This is a genomic window from Oceaniferula spumae (genome assembly GCF_042849255.1).
GTDB lineage: Bacteria > Verrucomicrobiota > Verrucomicrobiia > Verrucomicrobiales > Akkermansiaceae > Oceaniferula > Oceaniferula spumae.
Window position 1 is genome coordinate 3553977 of the sequence record NZ_AP026866.1, and the last position, 21121, is coordinate 3575097.

Below are 21121 nucleotides of genomic sequence, written 5' to 3' on the forward strand. Positions count from 1 at the left end.
CTTATTTCCGGCGGGCTTTGAAGAATAACACGATGCCCAAAATCAGGCAGGTGAAGTTGGGAAGCCAGTAGAGCAGAAGGGCGGTATTGCCACTTTTATCTTGAAACTGCTCGGCTACGGCAAAGAGGAGAAAGTATCCCAGGGCCACAACAATGCTGATGGCCAGGCCGGTCGAGGTTTCGCGTCTGCGTGCATTGATCCCTAACGGAACACCCACAAGCGACAGAGCCAAACAAGCCATTGAGAAAGCATATCGGCGATGGATTTCGTTCGCCAAACGGAACTTTTTCTCATCCTCAAGTTCGGGTTCATTGACCAGCATTTTGCGGATTTGCTGGTTGGTCATGGTGCTGGGTTTGCGCGATTTTTTTCGCTCGGCCGAGAAGTCGAACAGGAGTGGCTCTTGCTCACCGACGAAGATCAACTCGCGTTCGCCCTCGACGTTTCGTGTTTCGATATAGGCATCTGTGAGGTGCAGGCGCAGTTGTTTGTTTTTCTGGATGATTTTGAGCTTAGCCTCGCGAGCGTAGATGCTTCTGGAAGGAAATCCTGTGTCGTTCTGACCGTTAAGCTCATACATGTGCAGGCCCTGCAGCAGATTACCCTCACGGCTTTCTACGAAGATTTTCTGATTCTTGAATTTTGTTTGAACCACACCTGGGTCTAACAGTGCATTCGGATTCTCTTTGACCGCCTCGTAGAGCACAAACTTGATGGTGTCCTTCGCCTTTGGGGCCATGCTGATATTGAGCCACAGGCAGAGCACGGAAAGCAGGGTTCCGATAATAAACACAGGCATGGAAATCCGCATAAGTCCCACACCCGCCATGCGCATACTGACCAATTCATTTTCAGCGGAAAGTCTGCCGAATACGAGTAGGACTGCTACCAGAAAGCCCCAAGGAATCGTGTAGATCAGGGAGAAGGGGATGACGCTCAGAATGAAGCTGCCGATGGTTAACAAGGAGGCGTTACTCTCCACCATCAAGGGGCGGAGTTCTTTGAAGAGATTGCCTAACACCAGCAAAATGCATAGCATCACGACGCCAAAAATCGTCGCAGTAATGATCTGCTTGCCGATATAGCGATCCATGAGGCGTAACATGGAACGTATCATGGAGGCGGAACATGAAACTGTCGAGTAGAGAGTAGCCGCAATCCTTGCTGGAGACAGGCGAAGACTGTCATGGTGGCCAATCTTTCGCGTAGGTTCTTAAACGCCCATGATAGGCCGACGGTTAGGCATCTGAGACCGTTGGCTGATTCGCCTCACAGAGAACCAGTCGTTAGTATTTCCGCATCGACTTTGGAGGCCCGAAAACCTCATGCAAAATCACCGCCTGACGGGCTGACTGAGGTGAGGAGAGCAAAGCGCGGGCAGAAATCTGGCCCACGGCGCTTTTCCGGCGGCGCTTGCGTTTTCCTAGCTGTTGAAAACGTTCCGCCGCTTCTTTTTGAGCGGGTGTGAGCGTTGGTTTTTGCTGACGAGCTTGCTGGATCGCGCGCTGGTAAGCAGCAGGGGCTTCCACCTGGTGTTGAGGCGACGCGCTGGGGATTGGTGGCGGCTGGCTCGCCTGAGGTGTAGGGGGAGGAGCTTGAGTCTGAGTTTGATGACGACGGATTTCCTCGCGGTAATCATCGTAGATGTCTTCCAGAGACTCGGAAGTATCTGGAGGTGAGTTTCGTTCTTGGATTCTTTTAATCAGCCATTGAATGCCGCTGATCACTACGAAGAGGATCAGGACAACGATTTGACCGCTAATTTCCATGAGGTGTTTCTACTGACTGCTGCTTACTTATTACCAACTACTGAGATTACTCTCCGTCTTCTCCGTCACCGGCGATCGAGTCGCGCATCTTGGTGTCGGCTTTGACGTTTTGATATTTGACGTAATCCATGATGCCGAGGTTGCCGGCGCGGAATGCTTCGGCGATGGCCATTGGGATCTCGGCTTCGGCTTCGACCACCTTGGCGCGCATTTCCTGGGTTTTGGCGGACATTTCCTGTTCGACGGCGACGGCGGCGGCGCGGCGCATCTCGGCTTTGGCTTGGGCAACTTGTTTGTCAGCCTCTGCTTGCTCGGCCTGAAGACGAGCTCCGATGTTATCGGCGACATCCACATCGGCGATATCGATGGAGAGAATCTCAAAGGCAGTGGATGCATCAACCCCCTTCATGAGCACGAGTTTGGAAATGTTATCCGGATTCTCGAGAACGTGTTTGTAGGATGCAGCAGAACCGACGGAGGTCACGATGCCTTCACCGACACGGGCGATGATGGTTTCCTCGGTAGCACCACCTACAAATCGATCGAGGTTGGTGCGCACGGTGACTCTGGCGCGGGCGTTGACTGCGATGCCGTCCTTGGCGACCGCGGTGATTTTGTTGGTGCCGCTGCTCGCTGCGGGAACATCGATGACCTTCGGGTTAATTGAGGTGCGGACGGCTTCGAGCACGGTCTTGCCGGTGTCTTTGGTAGCGAGGTCGATTGCGCAGGCACGGTTGAATGACAGCGTGATTCCCGCTTTATCGGCAGCAATCATGGCGAGAACCACATGGGCAACATCACCACCTGACAGGTAGTGGGCCTCCAACATCTCAGTGCTGAACTCAAGGCCAGCTTTGACGGAGGTGATCCGGCTGTCGACGATCATACCGAATGGAACTTTACGGAGCCACATACCGATCAGGCTACCCATGCTGACAGGGGCCTGAGAGAGTTTCGCGCGCAGCCACGTTTTGAAGAATTTCAGGAGGACGAGAAAGACGGCGAGGCCGAGGATCAGGGCCACAACGAGGATGATGGGGCCGACGAGATTGGCGGCGAGAATAGGAGCTGGCATGATGGTGGTAGGTTGGTATGGGATGATGGAAAGATTTTCTGGTGCCAATGTGTGCCAAGGGTTCAGTTGTTGCAAGGTTTCTGGCCATTAAATTACGCCGTAATGACGCCTTGCTTTCCCCTTGGTATGGGTTATGCAAATGCCTGACATGAAACAAATCATTTTCAGCACTCTTGCAGTCGCCGGTATGTTTGCCTTCATTTCCTGCGAGCGTCACTCGTGGGAAGACAGCGAAGGTAAGAAGGACGGAACCAAAAACCTTTATCCAAATAAGGAAAAGGCTCACGGCAGTCATGACCATGGCACAGCCGGCAACGATGAGCACGAAGGACAAAGTCACTAACCGTGCTTTGTCCTGATGTCTTGGGCGCCGACTGTTCCCCGGGCACATGATATGTGCGATGTTACTCCATGGAGAAAAGTCGTCCTCCATTCTGGCTGATCCCTAACCTCCTGAGCATTGATGCTCCGCTGGTTGCATTGGCGTGGATGTGGATGCTGGCGCGGGCATTGCGTGTGGAATATATCCCCAGCGCTTCATGGTGGGTGCTGCCCACAGCCATCTGGTGTGTTTATGTATTGGATCGCCTGATCGATAACTGGACCCACCCGGAAGTTAGAGATCACTCGCCACGGCATCGTTTCCACTGGCGCTGGCGTTGGCCCTTGTTGGTGGCGAGTTTGGTGGCTGGCGGGGTGAGCATGTATCAGGCGCTTTACGTTCTGCCACGGTCCGTCTTTTCTGCCGGCGTGGTGCTGATGGTGCTCTGCGGAGTTTATTTTTTCCTAGCTTGGTTCCGCAGCCGGGAGGTGCCGTATGTGAAAAATTTTCTGGCCGGAATGATCTTCGCCATGGGCGTGGGCATTCCGGTAAACGCGGCGAATGCCTCGTTGTTGGTGACGGATTTGAAGGACGTTCTTTACGCCTTGAACAATACCGGTCTGAAAGACGCCTTGTGGAATTTCGGCCTGATGGTCCTCCGAACCCTTGTGGTCATTTTCTACCACTGTCGTGAGGTGTGGGTGTTTGGCGCCCTCTGCATGATGAATATCACCGCCATCGATTTATGGGAGCGCGCAGACTCCGCTGAGACGGAAGAAACAGCTCAATCGCATGAGGCCACCCTGACCCTCGGGCTGATTATCTTGGCTGGGGGAAGTCTGCTTTTTGCGGCCATGCACGCGGACGAGTATTCCAAGCCGTTTTTCTACTCAGTCATGGTGGCCGCGGCCGCTCTCCAGCTGATCAATCATTTCCGTGAACGGTTTTCAATGAATGCTCAGCGGGTGCTTGCCGATGTGGCATTGTTAGTGCCTCTGCCTATTTTTCTGGTGGCCTGATCGGTTGAGATGTCCTATATATCACGACTGTGATCCAGCTGGAATTTCTCTTCCCTAGAAAAAATAAACCGCGGAGACTTCGTGGTGCCTCTGGACGTGAGAATCAGCCAGACTCCGGTGATATTCGAATCGATGCGGTTTACACGAAACGTTGTGTGAAGACGTTAGAGGGTCTGGGGTTGAAGACGTTGGCTGACAAGGTGTCGGTGGTTTGGAATGACCGCATGCGGACGACCGCAGGTCGTGCCTTCTGGCCGGATGCGATTATCGAGATGAATCCCAAGCTCCGGGAAATCGCACCGCATGAAGTGGAGCGGACATTATTGCACGAGCTGGCTCATCTGGTGGCGTATGCTAGAGCTGGCCGGCGCAGAATCGCTGCGCATGGCAAGGAATGGCGGCTGGCCTGTGCCGATCTCGGTATCCCCGGAGAAAGCGCCACTCACTCATTGCCTTTACCAGGGAGAACGATGCGCAAAAAATGGCGTTATACCTGCCCTGAGTGTGGCGAGGGATTTGATCGTGTTAGAAAAATGAAACGATACGCTGGCTGCTACCCCTGCTGCAAAATTCACAACGGGGGTTACTATCACAAGAAGTTCCGCCTGAAGGAAATTCAGTTAGACGCATCAAGCGATTGATCCTTCTCTGATTGTTTTTTCAACCAGAGTTCGACCCAAATCGGGGCGAAGGGGATAAGCGATGCGAGGAAGATCAGGGAAGGTATTTTCAGCTTCCATTTATGAGCCAAAGTGGCGTCTAGCAGTGCGATGCAGAACAGGCAGAACAGCACGCCGTGAATCATTCCGGGCACGCGGATAGCGTCTTCGATTCCGAGAATGCGTTTGCTGTAAATGGAATGGTAAAGCAGGTAAAGAAACGAAAGTCCCTCAATGATGCTGATAATCCGAAGTCGTCCGATGGCTGAACTGAACATGAGTGTCTGGTATGCCGATTTTGTTACAATGACAAGAAATTGAGGATTGGAAATTATGCGATGACTCATAAAACACCCCCATGCATCGCGGATTTCTTGAGTGCCTGATGATTTCTCTGAAATTGGGATTGGTTTCTTTCGGCGGACCAGTGGCGCACCTGGGGTATTTTCGTGATACCTATGTGGTGCAGCTCAAGTGGTTGACCGAAGAACGATATGCTGAGTTGCTTTCGCTCACTCAATTTTTGCCTGGGCCGGGCAGCAGTCAGCTTGGAGCTGCGATTGGTTACGAACGCGGTGGCTGGGGTGGGGCGCTTGGCGCGTGGCTTGGCTTTACTCTGCCCTCGGCTCTATTGATGATCCTTTTTGCCATAGGCATGGGGAGTATTCAGAGTTGGTTTGGCACCGGTTGGCTGCACGGGTTGAAGTTAGTCGCAGTGGCGGTCGTGGCGGTGGCTTTGCTGGGGATGAGACAAAAACTTTGCCCAAGGCTGCCGGAGATGCTGTTAGCGACTATCGCATTGGTGGCGCTGGTCATCATACCTCAGGCTTGGATTCAACCGGTTGTCATTTTGTTAGGGGGTGTGGCTGGAATTTTGATGTTCGGTAAACAGATCGCCCGAGAAGAGGAAGGGATGAGTCAGCCCAAACAAATCGCTGGGAAACGGCCATGGTGGGCGAGTGTAGCTCCGGCAGTGCTGTGTTTGGCATTACTAATGGCGATCCCTGCTTTTTTTCCGGAAAGTGAGGATGCGGCTGGAGCCGGAGGACTGCTGCATGCTGGTGCTCTTGTGTTTGGAGGGGGGCACGTTGTGCTACCTCTTCTGGAAACCTCTACGGTGGACACGGGTTTGGTTTCAGGGGATGCCTTCCTCGCTGGTTATGGTGCTGCTCAGGCTGTTCCGGGTCCGATGTTTACCTTTGGCGGTTTCTTGGGTGCCTCGATGGAATTGTTAGGAAATGCTTGGGCGGGGGGAGCCGTTGGCATCGTGGCCATTTTCCTGCCGGGTATGGTTCTGCTGGCTGGGGCATTGCCGGTGTGGAACCGGCTTAAACATTTCCCATGGGCGCGCGCGGGTGTGCGCGGCTCGAATGCCGCTGTGGTCGGTGTGCTAGGAGCTGCTTTGTTAGGTATGTTGACCAGCGGTAGTGTGGCTGGGCTCATGGATGCCGCCGCGATCCTGATTCTAGCCTTAGCTGTTTACTTCAAATGGTTGCCTGTCTGGGCAATTGTGATCGTCGCCGCTGTCGGTGGCGGTTTGATGGCCTAAGCGGTGCAAAGATCCACTGCTTCTGCTAGAAAAGCGAACGGGTCTTCAGTGCTGGGGACGTATTCTTGACCGATGAAACCGTTGAAGCCAGTCGCAGCAATGGCACTGGCGATGGCTGGGTAATTCAGCTCCTGCGAGGCATCAAATTCATTCCGGCCCGGAACACCCGCTGTGTGGTAGTGACTGATGTGTTGATGATATTCTCGGATCGTTCTGATCACGTCACCTTCCATGATCTGCATGTGGTAGATGTCATAGAGCAGTTTAAAGTGAGGCGATCCGATTTTCTCACAAAGTGCCGCGCCCCATGCTGTGTGGTCACACTGATAGTCCGGATGGTCGACCTTGGAGTTGAGCAGTTCCATCACCAAGGTAACCCCGTGTTTTTCAGCGAGCGAAACCATGGGGGCAAGGCCGATAGCGCAGTTTTCCAGTCCAGCTTCATCGCTTAGTCCGTTTCGGTTTCCCGAAAAACAAATCACCTGAGCAACTCCCAGAGCTGCAGCCTCGGGAATGAGATTTTCATAGATTTTATGGAGGGCTGGGTGGAGTGAGAGGTCGTTGAACCCTTGCTCAATTTCACCGACTCCATTTTCATCGGGGTGGGCTGCGGTGATCGAGCATTGTAGTCCTAGGCTCTTTACCACAGGTATTTCCTCCAGCTTCAGTAGGTCGATTCCAGTGATGCCGATTTCCTGGCATTTTGTGCATAATTGCTCGAGAGATGTGGAGCCGAAGCACCAGCGGGAGACGGAGTGTTGGATCATCGCCGGAGAGCATAAACACAGAGCCGACGTCTGAGAAAGGCAAAGCGAGTAGAGATTGATCATGAAAATCTTCACAAATTCGCAACTTTGCAACGCTCACTGGGTTATAGCCGTTGTAAAATACAATCTAAGCTTAAACCAACATTACACGATAACATGAAAGCCACAGTTCTCGGGCCCGTCGCGGCCCTAGTCATAGGAGGTGCCGCAGGATTCCTGGCCGGTAAAAACACCGCTCCCGAGCCGGAGTCGGATAAAGATGTAGCCGCTGACGCCCGTTCCGCCCGTCGCGGAGGCACGGCATCAACATCATCCGGAGCTACTGCTAACCGCGGTTCTCGCGTGAAAAGTGTCAAGGAAGCGCTCGCGCTGCCTGGCACAAGCAACCGCATGCAGTCGTTACTCGATTTCTACGCCGGTTTGGACCCGTCCCAGTTTGAGGATGAGGCGAAAAAACTCGAAGACCTTCCATGGAGCGAACGTGTCATGGCTGGATATCTTCTCTTTGCCCGCTGGGGTGAGGAAGATCCTACCGCAGCCATGGCCTACACCAAGACCATGGGTATGGCAGGTATGTTCGTGAGTGGCACCGTCATGCAAAGCTGGGCATCCAAGTTTCCTCAGGATGCTGCCAAATATTACACTGATAATCCAAACGATTTCCGCATGTCCGGAATGATGGGCGGCCGTGGAGGCCGTGGTGGTGCATCCACCGCAGGTGTAATCGCTGCCGAGTGGGCACGCCAAGACAGCGCCGGAGCCATGGCTTGGGCTGAGTCTCTCAATGGTCGCGACCAACGCGACGCCATCCGCAGTATCGTCTCAGAAGCTGCCAAGGATGATCCTTCTGAAGCAGCCGCCATGCTGTCTTCCATCACCGATGCTGATGCGAAGAAAGATGCTCAGGATTCCATCGCCCGCGAGTGGGGTAAGAAAAACTGGAACGAGGCCAAGGCATGGATCGCCACTCTCCCAGCTGACCAACAGGCAGATGCTACGGCACGCGCAATTCGCGGCTTGGCTGATAGTGACCCAAAAGCCGCAGCAGCGAATGTAACCTCACTTCCTGAAGGGGAGGCTCGCAATGATGCGATGGCCAGCATTGCCCGCGAATGGGGGAATACCGACCCGGTCGGTGCCGCCAAGTGGCTGATGGAAAGTGGTAACACTGAAGCCCAGGAAGAGGGAATCGGTCGTGTGGTCTCCTCATGGGTTGGCCAAGACGCCGAAGCCGCCTATGCATTCGTCAATGAGCAGCCAGCTGGCGAAGTTCGCGATGAAGCAGTCACATCCTATGTCCGCTCTAACATGGGTGGTGACGTGCAGCAGAATCTTAAGCTCGCAGAATCCATCACCGATGATGGCGATCGCGCGCGCACTGTGGGTATGACCGCAGTCGTATGGGCCCGCACCGATAAGGAAGCAGCCACCAAATACATTCAAAGCACCCCGGCCCTCAGTGATGAAGCCCGTGAGCGCGTCATGAGATACGCCGAAGGTGGTGGCAGAGGAGATCGTGGTGGCGATCGTGGCCGTGGTGGCCGCGGACGTTAATCCGGAACGTTCCCACACAATTTCAAGGCGTGTGTCCACCATGGGCACGCGCCTTTTTTATATGAAATAGCAGCGAGATTGAGTCAGCAGAGGGCAGTTGCCTAGGGGCGGATCAAACGCCGATCTACCAACAGTCGATCAATTCTGGCACATGGGTAATAAACCGTATCCAGAAGACGTGCACGAGTCATGGCCGATTCTACCTCGTCCGGTGTTAGGGTGCGTGTGGTCATGCTCTGGGGAACTCCCAGAAGGCGCGAGCCACCCGATCATCCAGACGCCGAGTGAGCGGAGTAAAACTGGCGAACTACGATGTAGCTGCTCGCGTATATTGTAGGCAATATGCCAAGGACTAGGAGGAGTCCAATGGCTTTGCTACGTTTCATCCCGCTAATCGGTTATGCCTGCGAGGCGGCTTCCTTTTCAATATCCTCAATCAAGTCCAGCTCGGGACGGAAATCGGCGGCGTGGTATGAACTCCTAACAAGTGGGCCGGAGGCGACGTGGCGGAAACCTTTGTCGAGAGCCACCTGCTTATATTCATCAAATTTCTCTGGCTTAATGTACTCCACCACCGGCAAGTGACGTGGAGTAGGACGCAGATACTGGCCGAGAGTGAGCACAGTGACGTCATGGGCTAGCAGGTCGTCCATGGCTTTGAAGAGCTCCTCCTCTTTTTCACCGAGACCTAGCATCAAGCCGCTCTTGGTGACCACCTTGCCTCCGGCTATCGCCTTGGCCTTTTGCAGCACAGTGAGGGAACGTTGATACTTGGCGCGACTACGTACGATCGGAGTCAGGCGCTCGACGGTCTCCAAGTTATGGTTAAAGATGTGTGGACGGGCGCTCATGCATAGCTCCAGAGCGAAGTCCTTGTCGTTGAAGTCGGGAGTCAGCACCTCGATGATGATGCCGGGGTTGACTTCGCGCACGGCGTTGATGACGTTTTTGAAATGCTCGCCACCACCATCGCGTAGATCGTCACGGGCTACGGCAGTAATGACCACGTGTTTGAGATCGAGACGTTTGGTGGCCTCGGCCACACGTTGTGGTTCGTCGGCTTCGAGGGCGTCTGGGCGGGCGGTTTTAACAGCGCAGAAACCACAAGCGCGGGTGCACTTCTCACCGGCGATCATGAAGGTGGCGGTGCCTTGGCCCCAGCACTCCCAGCGATTTGGGCACTGAGCCTCTTCGCAGACAGTCACCAAGTTCAAGTCGGTGATCATCGACTTGGTCGACCAGAATTTAGGGTCATTGGGAAGACGGACTTTGATCCAGTCAGGCTTGCGCTCGGTGTGCAGCGCGGGGTCCATCTTCATCTTCGGGCCATGGCAATTCATAGGTGCTCCGTAGCTCGGATAAACGACTCTGACAAGGGGGAAGTGAACACCAGCAGCATTGATGCATACCGTTAACTTCAGAAAGTAGCAGGATCCAGACGGACGGGCAGATGGCACTCGAGTGCCCCTGGAAATCCTAAGATTGAGTGAACTCAGTTAACCTTGGTCAACCAGCCCTGTGGCTCTTTGACCAATCACTAGTTGGAGCGAGCCGTAATACGGGTCACTTTGTAGGTATTAGGCGCACCTTTTTTCCCATATGCGGCAACGCTTGTTGTCATCTTGACTTTCATTCCCACCCTCAGGTCTTTTTCCTCAGCCTTTTCGCCGTCGACTTTGATGGAGCAACCATCGTCAATGACGTATGACTTGCCATTGACTGTGATGGAGCCCGCCTTGATGGCTTTGATGACATCTTGATTCTTGTCGACGGTTTTTTCCTTTTTAGCTTTGCCCTTACCCTTGCCTTTTCCCTTTTTGCCCTTGGCTTCAAGATCGAGTGGAGAGCAGATGCAAACAACGGTCAGCAATGTGATCGTGGCGAAGAAAAAACGAGACAGGCGGCGCAGGAAGAGGGAGGTGTGTTTCATAAGGGTTACATATACAATGTGTTATGTATGTGTGGCAAGGGCGTAAGTTGCCTTATGACACGATCGCTTCAGGAAATGTGCAAAGCGAAGCTGCTCTCCGACGCGTGTTTGCCGTTGATAAGCACCTCGATCTTATGCTCGCCTGGGTAATGGCGACGTGTGGTGATTGGCTTGAAGGGATGCGACTTTTCCAGCTTGATTGTCTGGCCGGGGTTGATGCGCAGATTTTTCCATTTAAAGACCTTGGATGAAGTTTGGCCATTGGCTTTCATGTAGTGCACCGCGAAATCGATGACTACGTATTGCTTCTGTGACGAGGTGGAGGTGATTTCTACCGAAATACCAAGAGCCTCACCCAGAACCAAATGGCTAGTCGAGAGCACGGGAGGGCTGACTATTAATTTTGGCCGGTTGGTGAACCCAAGCAGGGGAAATACCTCAGGCCGCCCGGACTTCACCAATGTGCGTGTGGCGTGTCTTACGATCCATTGTCGTTCAGCGACGGCGTCGGCCAGCCACCGCTGACAGGTCTCAATCACCAGTTCGGGGTGATCCTTGGAGATATCGTTAAGATTGTTCGCCACGGATCTGCGCACGTAATCGGAGGGGTCGTCGCGCAAATTTTCCAACAGGGCGATCACATCCGCGGGGTTTTCAATGTAGCTGGGAAGTTGTCTGCCCCATGGCAATCGGGGCCTGATACCCTCGGATGCGAGGCGTCGCACATCTTCGCTGGAATCAAGACACCACAGGACCATTTGCCGATAGGTCAGCTCTGGATGGCATTCGAGAAACGGACGTATGGCGAACTCGGCCGTGTACATCGGGGTTAAATATCTCAGTAAGGGGAGCGCGATGTCGGGATGATTCAGGCCATACTCAGCCACGTAGTCAGTGATCGGCCAGGCGGCGAATGAACGAAGGTTGTCGTTCGGGTCACCCTCGTCCCAGTGGTCGCGGATCTTTCCGAGAATCTTGGCTGCTTTCGGGAATGACGACGGCAGGTGCTGCCCCATCACAAAAATCAAATGTCGAACCCGATCTTTCAGCTCCAGACGGTGGAGCGAGGTCAGCGCATCCTTCCGAAAGGCATCGACAGAAAAATCCGCCCCAGCGCCTTTTAAGCCGCCGATGATCCTTTCCACCGCGGCTTCTCCAAGGCCGTCTTTCATGAGTGATTGCACTGCCATACTTGAATGCGTGTGTATGGCAGGCTAATTTCTGCCATAGCGCAAGGCGATTTGATTAGAACTTGCTACTTTCCTAATTCGTGAAATAGGGCGATGCTTGGCGCATGGCGACACCAAACCCAGAGCCGATCACCTCGGCCCCCGGACGCGAGCCGGAGCTTCTTTCTCCTGCTGGAAACTGGGACTGTGCCCGTGCGGCAGTGGCCAACGGTGCTGACGCGATCTTTTTCGGACTGCCGAAATTCAACGCCCGCCTGCGCGCGGACAATTTCACCGAGGCCGATCTGCCCGAGCTGATGGACTTCCTCCACGCCCACGGGGTGAGAGGATTTGTTACCATGAACACCCTCATCTTCACCGGTGAGTTGGAAGCTGCGGAACAGCAGTTGCGACTGTTGGAAAAATGCAACGTCGATGCGATCATTGTGCAGGACCTTGGTTTGGCACGCCTCTGTCGCCATGTCGCGCCTTCGATAGAAATCCACGCGTCTACCCAGATGACCATCACTTCTCCTGAAGGGTTGGCATTTGCCGATCAGCTCTATCAGCTTGATCGTGCCGTTCTGGCAAGGGAGCTTTCGCTGAAGCATATTGAAAAATTTAGCCCTCGCGAGTGTGTGCCACTGGAGGTTTTTGTGCACGGTGCTCTCTGCGTTGCGTATTCAGGCCAGTGTCTGACTAGCGAAAGTCTCGGTCAGCGCTCCGCGAACCGTGGCGAGTGTGCGCAGGCGTGCCGTATGCCATATACGCTAGTCGTCGATGGCGAAGAGCGTGATATGGAGGACGTGCGCTATTTGCTCAGCCCTCAAGATCTGGCTGCGGTGGATTTCATCCCGGACCTCGTTAGACAGGGAGTGGTTTCATACAAAATTGAAGGACGTCTCAAGTCGCCAGAATACGTCTCAGCCATCACCAGAGTCTACCGCAAGGCGATTGATGCCGCAGTGGCTGCGCAGGCCAGCCCTGTCACGGATGAGGATCGATACACCATGGAAATGACCTTTTCACGAGGTCTCTCGTCCGGATGGCTGGAGGGCACGAACCACCCACGGCTGACTCATGGCAAGTTTGGAAAAAAACGTGGTGTCTACCTTGGCGAAGTCACCGCCTGTGGCCGTGGCTGGGTGGAGGTGAAACTCGCCACCCGCATTCCTGTGAAGGCCGGCGATGGTATCGTTTTTGACGCCGGAGAAAACCGAGACAAGGAGCAAGGCTCACGTATCTGGCAGGTCAAAGACGATCGCCTGATGTTCCATCACGAACAAAGCGGACTCGATTGGAGCCGCATCGAAGTCGGGCAGAAAATCTGGAAAACCGACGATCCCAAACTCAATAATCTTCTCAAAGCCAGCTGGAAAAACGCCAAACTGGAACCCCTACGCGATACTCTGGACATCACCGTTCGAGGCAAAGCAGGAGAACCGATGTCTCTCACGGTAGGAAAGAAAACCGTCAGCTCGGGTGAGAAGTTAGAAGTCGCACAGTCCCGCCCGTTCGATACTGAATTTCTCGAAAAACAGCTCGGTCGCCTCGGAGGCACCGCGTGGAAGTTAGGTAGTGTGACCAATGAACTCGAAGGCGAAGTGATGATGCCTGTTTCCGCCGTAAATCGTCTCCGCCGAGCATTGGTGGAAACCATGGATTCCGTGGTGAAAGCCCCGGTTGAGCGAATTTCATCTGATGGCAAACTCGCCGATCTGATGCCCACACGCCAGACTGATGAATCACATCACCGTGAACTCTCAGTGTTATGCCGCAGCATGGAGCAGGTAGAAGCCTCGCTGGAATCGGGAGTTTCTAACATCTATGTCGATTTTGAAGATATCCGACGTGGCAAAGACGCCGTAGCTCTGGTTCGCCAGAAGGAAGGTGCCCGTATTCATCTAGCCACCCCCCGCATCCAGAAATCCGGTGAAGCGGGATTTTTCAAAGTGGTCGAGCGTGCCGAACCAGACGGAGTTCTGATTCGCAACCTCGGAGGCATCGCACACTTCAAAGACCGCACGGATCTCTACAAAACCGGTGACTTTTCCCTCAACTGTGCCAATCCGGTGACGGCGAAAATCCTCAAGGAAGAGGGCAATCTCGACCGCCTCACTGTCTCCTATGATTTGAATATCAATCAAGTTCTGGAGCTTCTGTTAGCGGCTCCCACCGATTGGTTTGAGCTGACACTTCACCAGCACATGCCAATGTTTCATATGGAGCACTGCGTCTTCTGCACCTTCCTTAGCGATGGAGGCACCAGTATTCTAAACTGTGGCAAACCCTGTGAAAAACACCACGTGCAACTCAAGGACCGGGTGGGGCAACTTCACACATTGAAAGCCGATGTTGGCTGCCGGAACACTCTCTTTAACGGTCGGGCCCAGACAGGTGCTCGTTTTTACCAACAAATGCGCGGCACCGGGTTGAGGAAATTCCGCATGGATTTTCTGGATGAAGATCATGCCGCTGCGATGAAATCCATCCATGCCTACCAGCAATTGCTGGCTGGTGAAACCAGCGGGAACCACCTCTGGCAGGATCTCGATGTTATGGAGCAGTTAGGTGTCACCGAAGGCACCTTGCAAGTGATCGGACGCTAATTCCCGGACATTGACAACGATTGTCCTATGAGTGCGCCGAAACCTCACTTTGCCATCCTCGACGTGCTTCGAGCTCTGGCGGCCGTCGTGGTGTGTCTGTTTCACTTCAACTACCGGAACGGAGGTAACCTGTCCGCGATGTTAGAATACGGGCACTATGGGGTGGAGGTGTTTTTTGTGATCTCTGGTTTTGTCATTCCGCTGGCAATGTCGTGGTCGAAGTTTCAATACCGAGATACTCCCAACTTCTTAGTCCGTAGGTTTATCAGGCTCTATCCAGTCTTTGCCATTGTCGCATTGAGCAATGTTGTGCTGTCCACCTATGGCAGTCCATTGCTGGGGTTTGGTGGTGATTCGCCTGATCTAACATGGACGAGAGCTCTGGCGAATTTCACGCTCACCTGTGATTTGGTCGGAGAAACATGGTATCTGCCAGTGTTCTGGACTCTAGCGATTGAGGCTCAGTATTACTTTGTCATTGCGCTGTCATACCCACTGTTAGTGCACCGAAAAACATGGGTGCAGGTGATGGCGTTAATGCTGTGGATTGTGCCGAGTTATTTTGTTGGCTACGGCGAAACCGTGTTTTCGTGGACTGCGTTTTTCTCCATTGGTATCCTGGCTTTTCTCAAGCAGCAGAAACGCATCTCCGACTGGGTGTTCTGGCCCCTGTTGTTGATGGCGGCCTACTCACATCAGGAAACTAGAAATCTAACGAGTGCTAATCTCGGTGTTCTGACTGCCGTGTGCATTCTTTACTGCCCTCCAAGTAATGCCAAGTGGTTGGTCAAGCTCGGGGCTATTTCATACTCCCTCTATTTACTACATCTTGCGTTCGGCGGGGCGGTTCTGATTCATCTCAGGTTGCTGCCAGAGAGTCTGCAGTGGATCAATACCCAGCCGGTGGGAATCACGCTCGCCACACTGGTTTCCATCGGGGCTGCAATGCTATTTTACCGATGGATCGAGTTACCGATTCACAACCTGGCACGGAAGTTCAAGACCCGGGCAAGGGAAAAGGAATTGGCGGAGTGATAGGCTGTGTTAGTATGGGGCAATGGAACCTCACCAACAAACAGCTGCACCCCACAGCGAACCAGTGGATTTCTGGCTGAAGGTAGTGCTGGTTGGTATATTGGTGATAGGAGGGGTGCTTGTTTTTACTCCTGTGGTGATGAAGTCGCCCAAAAAGGCGGATATGACCACGAGCACAAGCAATGCGAAACAGATCTTCCTGCTAATGGTGGAATTTGATGATGATTTTGGCGAATTCCCGAGTGATGCGACAGCTAACAAAGTTCCGGCTTTGGCTGCTTATAGAGGCAAATATTCCAATGACTATCTGGGGCAATTCATAGCGGGCGGTTACGTTCAGTCTGAAGAGATTTTCTATGCCAAAGGAGGCTCAAGCAGCGGGAAAAAACCGGATAATGTGTACGATACCAAAGACCGAACTCTCAGTGAGGGGGAGTGTGGTTTTGCCTATATCAAGGGATTGAGCACCAGCGAAAAATCGGGCACTCCGGTATTGTTAGCTCCGATGTATGGTGACGGATATAAATTCAACAGCGACATATATCATGGGAAGTGTGTGGTGTTGCGCATTGATGGTTCAGTGCAAACTCTCAGGCTAAACGAAGACCGCCACGCAAAATTACCTACAGGGAAAACTCTCTTCGAAGGAGGAGAAAAAACGGTCTGGGGTAAAGCGGGGTTCGACTACAAGAATCTTTGCTACGCCAAGTATCCCTACAATTTCACCCCCGCGATCTTCAAAAAAGAATGGATCACACCACCCACCGTAGCCGCAGGCTTGATCATTCTGGCCTTGATCTGCTACATCGTCAGTAAGGTCAGAGGCCGCAAAAAGAAACCGAATCTTGCTCACGAGGCTTGAGGTGTTAGCATCGGCACCATGAAAAACTCAAGGATGAGCAAATGGACGGCATTGGTGATGACGGCTGTAATGGTTGGTGGTCTTCACGCCGAGGAGCAGCCGGACAAAGCAGACAAAGAACCAGCGGCAGTGCAGCCCAATAAACCGCCTAGCAATCTTCTGGAGCTGCTTCAAAAACGTCGCAGGAAGGCTGATATGATTCAGGCCATGAATAACTCCAAACAGCTCTTTTTGCTGATGGTCGAATTTGACGATGATTACGGCAGCTTTCCCAGCGACACCACAGCAGATTCAGACAAGGACCTGAAGGGATACAAGGGCAAATACTCCAATGACTATCTCGGCCAGTTTTTTGCCGGTGGCTATGTTCAGTCTGAGGAAATATTTTTTGCTAAAGGAGGTTCAACCACCGATAAAAAACCGGACAACGATTTCACCACCAAAGCCAAAACCCTAGAAGCAGGCGAGTGTGGCTTCGCCTACATCAAGGGGCAATCGACCAGTGACCGTTTTGGCCGTGCATTGCTCTGCGCGCCGATGATAGGTAAGGGGCTTAAATTCGATCCCAGACCATACAACGGAAGGGCTATTGTGCTTCGTATCGACGGGTCAGTGACCACCTATCCGATCGATAAGAATGGCGATGCCATATTACCCTCTGGCAAAAAACTCTTCGATGGTGGCAAAGACAGTCCTTGGGGAGAAAAGGGGTTTGACGCCAAGAACCTGGTATTTCCCCGCTGACTCAATGACGTGACCCCAGCCGAGGTGAAAATATGTGAGATAGAAAATATTTTGCGTGAATAAATCGAGGGTGTAAGCTGTCCTATAAGTATGACAAATTCATTCTCATCCATCAAGCTAGCCGCCGGAGCTGTTGTTGCAGCACTGATGTTTGCCAACTGTTCCACGACATACGATTCCTACGGTCGCCCTGTGCAGAGCGTTGATCCTGTTGCCGCCACGGCAGCCGCCGTTGCTGTGGGAGCTATCGCTTATTCTGCCGGTAAGAATAACCGCAATCATTACCACCGTAACTACTATCGCGGTCACTACCGTGGTCACCATCACGGCCATTACCGCGGTCACCGTTAAGCGAAGTTGGCAATCTTGCCACTCAAGCACTTGATTCCCAGCGCCTGACGCTCTGAGGGGCATATTTTCCTCGCACGCAGGGCGGGGATCACCTATCGATTGGCTCAACGTGGAAGACGTCGATTACAAAGTCAGACTCGATATTTTCGAGGGCCCCTTGGATTTGCTGCTCTACCTCATCAAAAAGGATGAGGTGGACATCCATACCGTGTCTATTGAGCGTATTACCAAGCAATACCTCGATTACATCAACACGTTCAAGCTGCTCAACATCGACCTCGCATCCGAGTTCATCGTGATGGCGGCGAACCTGATGTATATCAAAAGCCGGACCCTGCTACCAAAAGCGGAGCAACCGCCTGAGGAAGACATTGAGGAGGACGATCCGCGCTGGGAGCTGATCAGACAGCTGATCGAGTACAAGAAATTCAAAGACGCGGCCGGATTCTTGTCGCGCAAAGAGACCGAGCAGGAGGATTACTTCGCTCACGTGCCGGAAAAAACCGCTCCACCGGTGGAGGAGGCCGACGAGCCCCTGCCGGATGTCAATATTTTCGACCTGATCAGGGCGTTTCAAAATGTGCTGAAGCGCTTTGAAGAGGCCAATGATCTAGGCGACATTGTCGATGACCGCTATACTGTGGCCGACAAAATCGAGCTACTGCTCAATACCCTAAAACCGGGTGGAAGCATGCAGTTCTCATCTCTCTTCGCCCAAGCCACCTCCAAGGCTGAGGTCATCGTGACCTTCCTCGCTGTTTTGGAACTGATGAAGATGAACCAGTTCCGCATCCGCCAAGATCATATTCTTGGCGAGATCGAAGTGGAGCGGAAGTGATTGGGGATTTTTGCGGCTTAGTGCGCAGCCAGCCAGTTGTCGCCAGTGCCGGTTTCCACCTTGCAATGAATGTCATAAGGTAGTGGTAACGCGCTTTCCATGACCTTGACGATCTTGGGAACCAGGGATTCCTGCTCTTGCAGATGGAGATCGAAGAGAAGTTCATCGTGCACCTGAAGAAGCATTTTTGTGTCTGCCTCTTCCTTATCTAACAAGCTTCGGACATTGATCATCGCCAGTTTGATCATATCGGCTGCTGTTCCCTGCACAGGGGCGTTGATCGCTGCGCGCTCGGCCCCACTGCGGATGGTTCCGTTTTTCGAATCAATGTTGCGAATGTAGCAGCGCCGACCGCTGATCGTTTCCACGTAGCCCTTTTCCTTGGCGCTTTCTACTGTGGTTTCCATGTAGTTTTTAACACCCGGGTATTGCTTGAAGTAGGTTTCGATAATTTCAGAAGCCTCGCCTCGTGGGATATCCAGTCGTTGAGACAGACCAAAGGCAGAGATGCCATAGATGATGCCGAAGTTAACCATCTTAGCATTGCGCCGCATCTCAGCTGTGACGTCATCGAGAGTGACACCGTAGACGCGGGCGGCGGTGGCGGTGTGAATGTCCAGATCGGCCTTGATGGCCTCGATCATGGCTTCGTCGCCTGAGAGTGCCGCCATCACGCGGAGCTCCACTTGCGAGTAATCGGCGGCGAGTAAGGTGTGATTTTTATCGCGTGGCACGAAGGCTTTGCGGATCTCTCGTCCAGCTTTGGATCGGACTGGAATATTCTGTAAATTCGGATCGTTAGAAGCCAGCCGACCCGTCGAGGTCATGAGCTGTTGATAGTGAGTGTGCACCCGACCCGTTTTCTTTGAAACATGCAGCGGTAGCGCGTCGACGTATGTGGACTTCAGTTTGGTAGCTTCCCGGTAATCAAGAATATCGGCGACGATCTGGTGCTTGGGAGCCAGCGAGGAAAGCGTTTGTTCATCTGTTTTGAATTGGCCGGTCTTGGTCTTCTTCGGTTTCTCGACCAGTTCCATTTCACCAAAAAGGATCTCACCCAGCTGCTTCGGTGAGTTGAGGTTGAACTCTCGTCCGGCAGCTTCCGTGATACCGGTGGAGAGTGTCTCGATTCTTCGCGCCAGTGAGTCGCCAATTTCCTTGAGCGCCCGGATGTCCAGTGAGATGCCCTCGTTTTCCATCGCCGTGAGTACCGGGAGGAGAGGGGCTTCGATTTCTTTGTAGATTGATTGCTGTCCGCTTTCTTCTAACTGTGGACGTATGATCTCGGCTATCTGGAAGGTGACATCAGCATCCTCGGCGGCGTAATTGGCCAGATCAGCCACTGGAATCAGGCTCATCTTGATATCTTTCTTTTTACCCTTTTTCTTGGCTGCGGTTTTCTCTTTTTCTCCATCTCCTTGATCGTCCAGACCGAACAAGTCGCCGTCAGCGCCCTTTGAGTTTTGTGGCAGATCGGCGAGTTTGACGGGGCTGTATCCTAACAGAGCTTCGGAAACAAAATCCATACTGTGCCGTTGATCGGGTGCCACGATGGCGTGGGCTAACATGGTGTCGAAAAACGGTCCGCTTACTGGATAGTCGTGCGCTAACAGAACGGAGAGGTCAAATTTCAGATTGTGGCCGATTTTTTCGATCTTCGAGCCAAAAATGACGGTGAGTTTATCGAGCACCATTTGGATGCTTAGATGGCTTCCAGGACCGGTATGGACGAAGTATCCTTCATGCGCAGCCACGGAAAATGCGATACCGAGGATGTCACAGGTGCGGGGATCGAGAGAGGTGGTTTCGAGATCGAAGCAGATGCTCTTCGAGAGCGAGAGTTTCTTAATAAGGCGATGCAGATCCTTCGCATCATCAATAAGGTGATACTTATGCTCAACGTCATCAATAGTCTTAAGATTGGCAGCCGGGCTTTCATCCGCAGCCACTGTCGCTACGGCCGCTGTATCTTCATGACCGCGACCCGCCACAAAGCTATCGCCATAAAGTCTCTTAGCAATGGAGTTGAACTCCATCTCGGTCAACAGCGCTTGAAGGGCCTCGTCATCGCGGGCGCTGATCTCTAGGTCGTCCCACGTGATTTCCATTGGGACATCGAGAATGATAGTGGCGAGTTGTTTGGATAGTCGGGCTTGATCGGCGAAGTTCTCAAGGTTTTCCTTCTGCTTGCCCTTTAGTTGATCAGTGGATTCTAACAATTTCTCCACCGAGCCAAATTGGGCGACCAGTTTTTTCGCGGTTTTTTCACCGATGCCGGGCACGCCGGGAATGTTGTCAGAGGCATCACCCCAGAGGCCGAGAATGTCGATGACCTGTTTAGGTGATTCCACCATCCAATGGTTCTGGATTGCTGCGACATCTAACAATTCATGGTTGTTGCCCTGTCGACCGGGTTTCCACATCGTGGTAGCGTCGCTCACCAGTTGGGCGAAGTCTTTGTCCGGAGTGACCATGTAGGTGTGGATGTCGCCGTCTTGATCGGCACGGTGAGCGAGAGTTCCGATGATGTCGTCCGCCTCATAACCGTCCAGTTCCAGTACCGGAATTCCGAAGGCTTTGCACAGCTTTTTCACGTAAGGAATTGCCGCTGCCAGCTCCTCTGGCATCGCTTCACGTTGGGCTTTGTAAGGTGGATAAAGCTCGTGACGAGACGTCGGTTCGCGCGTGTCAAAGGCTACGCCGATGTGACTGGCGCCATGGTTATCCATGATGTCTAACAATGTGTTGGCAAAGCCGTAAACGGCGGAGGTGTTAAAACCCTTGCTGGTTAAAATAGGATTACGCATGAAGGCGAAGTGTGCCCGGTAAACCAGGGCCATACCGTCGAGTAGAAAGAGATTGTGCATTG

Annotated in this window: 20 protein-coding genes; 11 read left to right on the forward strand and 9 right to left on the reverse strand. The window is 53.0% G+C overall.

The genetic code is table 11. The features are described from left to right. Nucleotide 1 precedes the first annotated feature (1 nt). The 3 genes from ACSPJT_RS15045 to floA all read right to left on the reverse strand — a co-directional run bounded on the left by ACSPJT_RS15045 (nucleotide 2) and on the right by floA (nucleotide 2844). On the reverse strand, nucleotides 2-1093 hold the full coding sequence (locus ACSPJT_RS15045) for an LptF/LptG family permease (protein WP_435893380.1): 1092 nt from the start codon (nucleotides 1091-1093) through the stop codon (nucleotides 2-4). A gap of 193 nt (nucleotides 1094-1286) precedes the next feature. After that, complete coding sequence (locus ACSPJT_RS15050; protein ID WP_435893381.1) at nucleotides 1287-1769, reverse strand: hypothetical protein; 483 nt, start codon at nucleotides 1767-1769, stop codon at nucleotides 1287-1289. 46 nt (nucleotides 1770-1815) lie between these two features. After that, nucleotides 1816-2844 carry a flotillin-like protein FloA gene (floA, locus tag ACSPJT_RS15055; RefSeq protein WP_435893382.1) on the reverse strand — a complete coding sequence of 343 codons (1029 nt, stop codon included), beginning with the start codon at nucleotides 2842-2844 and terminating at the stop codon, nucleotides 1816-1818. A gap of 148 nt (nucleotides 2845-2992) precedes the next feature. Between floA and ACSPJT_RS15060 the strand changes: the two genes are divergently transcribed. The 3 genes from ACSPJT_RS15060 to ACSPJT_RS15070 all read left to right on the forward strand — a co-directional run bounded on the left by ACSPJT_RS15060 (nucleotide 2993) and on the right by ACSPJT_RS15070 (nucleotide 4826). Beyond that, nucleotides 2993-3187: a hypothetical protein gene (locus ACSPJT_RS15060; RefSeq protein WP_435893383.1), complete on the forward strand. Its 195-nt coding sequence runs from the start codon at nucleotides 2993-2995 to the stop codon at nucleotides 3185-3187. A gap of 68 nt (nucleotides 3188-3255) precedes the next feature. Continuing rightward, complete coding sequence (locus tag ACSPJT_RS15065; RefSeq protein ID WP_435893384.1) at nucleotides 3256-4185, forward strand: hypothetical protein; 930 nt, start codon at nucleotides 3256-3258, stop codon at nucleotides 4183-4185. A gap of 29 nt (nucleotides 4186-4214) precedes the next feature. Next, a complete protein-coding gene (locus ACSPJT_RS15070; protein WP_435893385.1) occupies nucleotides 4215-4826 on the forward strand; it encodes a SprT family zinc-dependent metalloprotease in 612 nt (203 codons plus the stop codon). Here ACSPJT_RS15070 and ACSPJT_RS15075 read toward each other — a convergent pair. After that, entirely contained in the window at nucleotides 4802-5191 is a 390-nt protein-coding gene (locus ACSPJT_RS15075) for a DUF3817 domain-containing protein (RefSeq protein ID WP_435893386.1), read from the reverse strand. The genes ACSPJT_RS15070 and ACSPJT_RS15075 overlap by 25 nt on opposite strands. Before the next feature lie 11 nt (nucleotides 5192-5202). Here ACSPJT_RS15075 and chrA point away from each other — a divergent pair, with 11 nt between their 5' ends. Continuing rightward, nucleotides 5203-6393, forward strand: a complete 1191-nt coding sequence (gene chrA, locus ACSPJT_RS15080; RefSeq protein WP_435893387.1) for a chromate efflux transporter — start codon at nucleotides 5203-5205, stop codon at nucleotides 6391-6393. Here chrA and ACSPJT_RS15085 read toward each other — a convergent pair. Next, nucleotides 6390-7160 (reverse strand): hydroxypyruvate isomerase family protein, encoded by a 771-nt coding sequence (locus tag ACSPJT_RS15085; protein WP_435893388.1) that lies wholly within the window; start codon nucleotides 7158-7160, stop codon nucleotides 6390-6392. The genes chrA and ACSPJT_RS15085 overlap by 4 nt on opposite strands. 156 nt (nucleotides 7161-7316) lie before the next feature. Here ACSPJT_RS15085 and ACSPJT_RS15090 point away from each other — a divergent pair, with 156 nt between their 5' ends. Beyond that, nucleotides 7317-8714, forward strand: coding sequence for a hypothetical protein (locus ACSPJT_RS15090; protein ID WP_435893389.1), 1398 nt, complete (start codon nucleotides 7317-7319; stop codon nucleotides 8712-8714). Between the two features lie 398 nt (nucleotides 8715-9112). Here ACSPJT_RS15090 and lipA read toward each other — a convergent pair whose 3' ends face one another. The 3 genes from lipA to ACSPJT_RS15105 all read right to left on the reverse strand — a co-directional run bounded on the left by lipA (nucleotide 9113) and on the right by ACSPJT_RS15105 (nucleotide 11816). Then, nucleotides 9113-10054 carry a lipoyl synthase gene (gene lipA / locus ACSPJT_RS15095; protein ID WP_435893390.1) on the reverse strand — a complete coding sequence of 314 codons (942 nt, stop codon included), beginning with the start codon at nucleotides 10052-10054 and terminating at the stop codon, nucleotides 9113-9115. 197 nt (nucleotides 10055-10251) lie between these two features. After that, nucleotides 10252-10644 carry a hypothetical protein gene (locus ACSPJT_RS15100; protein ID WP_435893391.1) on the reverse strand — a complete coding sequence of 131 codons (393 nt, stop codon included), beginning with the start codon at nucleotides 10642-10644 and terminating at the stop codon, nucleotides 10252-10254. A gap of 68 nt (nucleotides 10645-10712) precedes the next feature. Continuing rightward, a complete protein-coding gene (locus tag ACSPJT_RS15105; protein ID WP_435893392.1) occupies nucleotides 10713-11816 on the reverse strand; it encodes a DNA alkylation repair protein in 1104 nt (367 codons plus the stop codon). A gap of 122 nt (nucleotides 11817-11938) precedes the next feature. Between ACSPJT_RS15105 and ACSPJT_RS15110 the strand changes: the two genes are divergently transcribed. The 6 genes from ACSPJT_RS15110 to ACSPJT_RS15135 all read left to right on the forward strand — a co-directional run bounded on the left by ACSPJT_RS15110 (nucleotide 11939) and on the right by ACSPJT_RS15135 (nucleotide 18252). Continuing rightward, nucleotides 11939-14422, forward strand: a complete 2484-nt coding sequence (locus tag ACSPJT_RS15110; protein ID WP_435893393.1) for a peptidase U32 family protein — start codon at nucleotides 11939-11941, stop codon at nucleotides 14420-14422. Nucleotides 14423-14449: 27 nt separating this feature from the next. After that, on the forward strand, nucleotides 14450-15457 hold the full coding sequence (locus tag ACSPJT_RS15115; RefSeq protein ID WP_435893394.1) for an acyltransferase family protein: 1008 nt from the start codon (nucleotides 14450-14452) through the stop codon (nucleotides 15455-15457). A gap of 22 nt (nucleotides 15458-15479) precedes the next feature. Beyond that, on the forward strand, nucleotides 15480-16319 hold the full coding sequence (locus ACSPJT_RS15120; RefSeq protein WP_435893395.1) for a hypothetical protein: 840 nt from the start codon (nucleotides 15480-15482) through the stop codon (nucleotides 16317-16319). Between the two features lie 18 nt (nucleotides 16320-16337). Continuing rightward, on the forward strand, nucleotides 16338-17063 hold the full coding sequence (locus ACSPJT_RS15125) for a hypothetical protein (protein WP_435893396.1): 726 nt from the start codon (nucleotides 16338-16340) through the stop codon (nucleotides 17061-17063). 90 nt (nucleotides 17064-17153) lie between these two features. Further along, entirely contained in the window at nucleotides 17154-17414 is a 261-nt protein-coding gene (locus ACSPJT_RS15130) for a hypothetical protein (RefSeq protein ID WP_435893397.1), read from the forward strand. 109 nt (nucleotides 17415-17523) lie between these two features. Further along, nucleotides 17524-18252: a segregation and condensation protein A gene (locus ACSPJT_RS15135; RefSeq protein ID WP_435893398.1), complete on the forward strand. Its 729-nt coding sequence runs from the start codon at nucleotides 17524-17526 to the stop codon at nucleotides 18250-18252. Between the two features lie 17 nt (nucleotides 18253-18269). On the opposite strand, the gene polA is transcribed toward ACSPJT_RS15135, so the two are convergent. After that, complete coding sequence (gene polA / locus ACSPJT_RS15140; protein ID WP_435893399.1) at nucleotides 18270-21119, reverse strand: DNA polymerase I; 2850 nt, start codon at nucleotides 21117-21119, stop codon at nucleotides 18270-18272. Nucleotides 21120-21121: the final 2 nt, after the last annotated feature.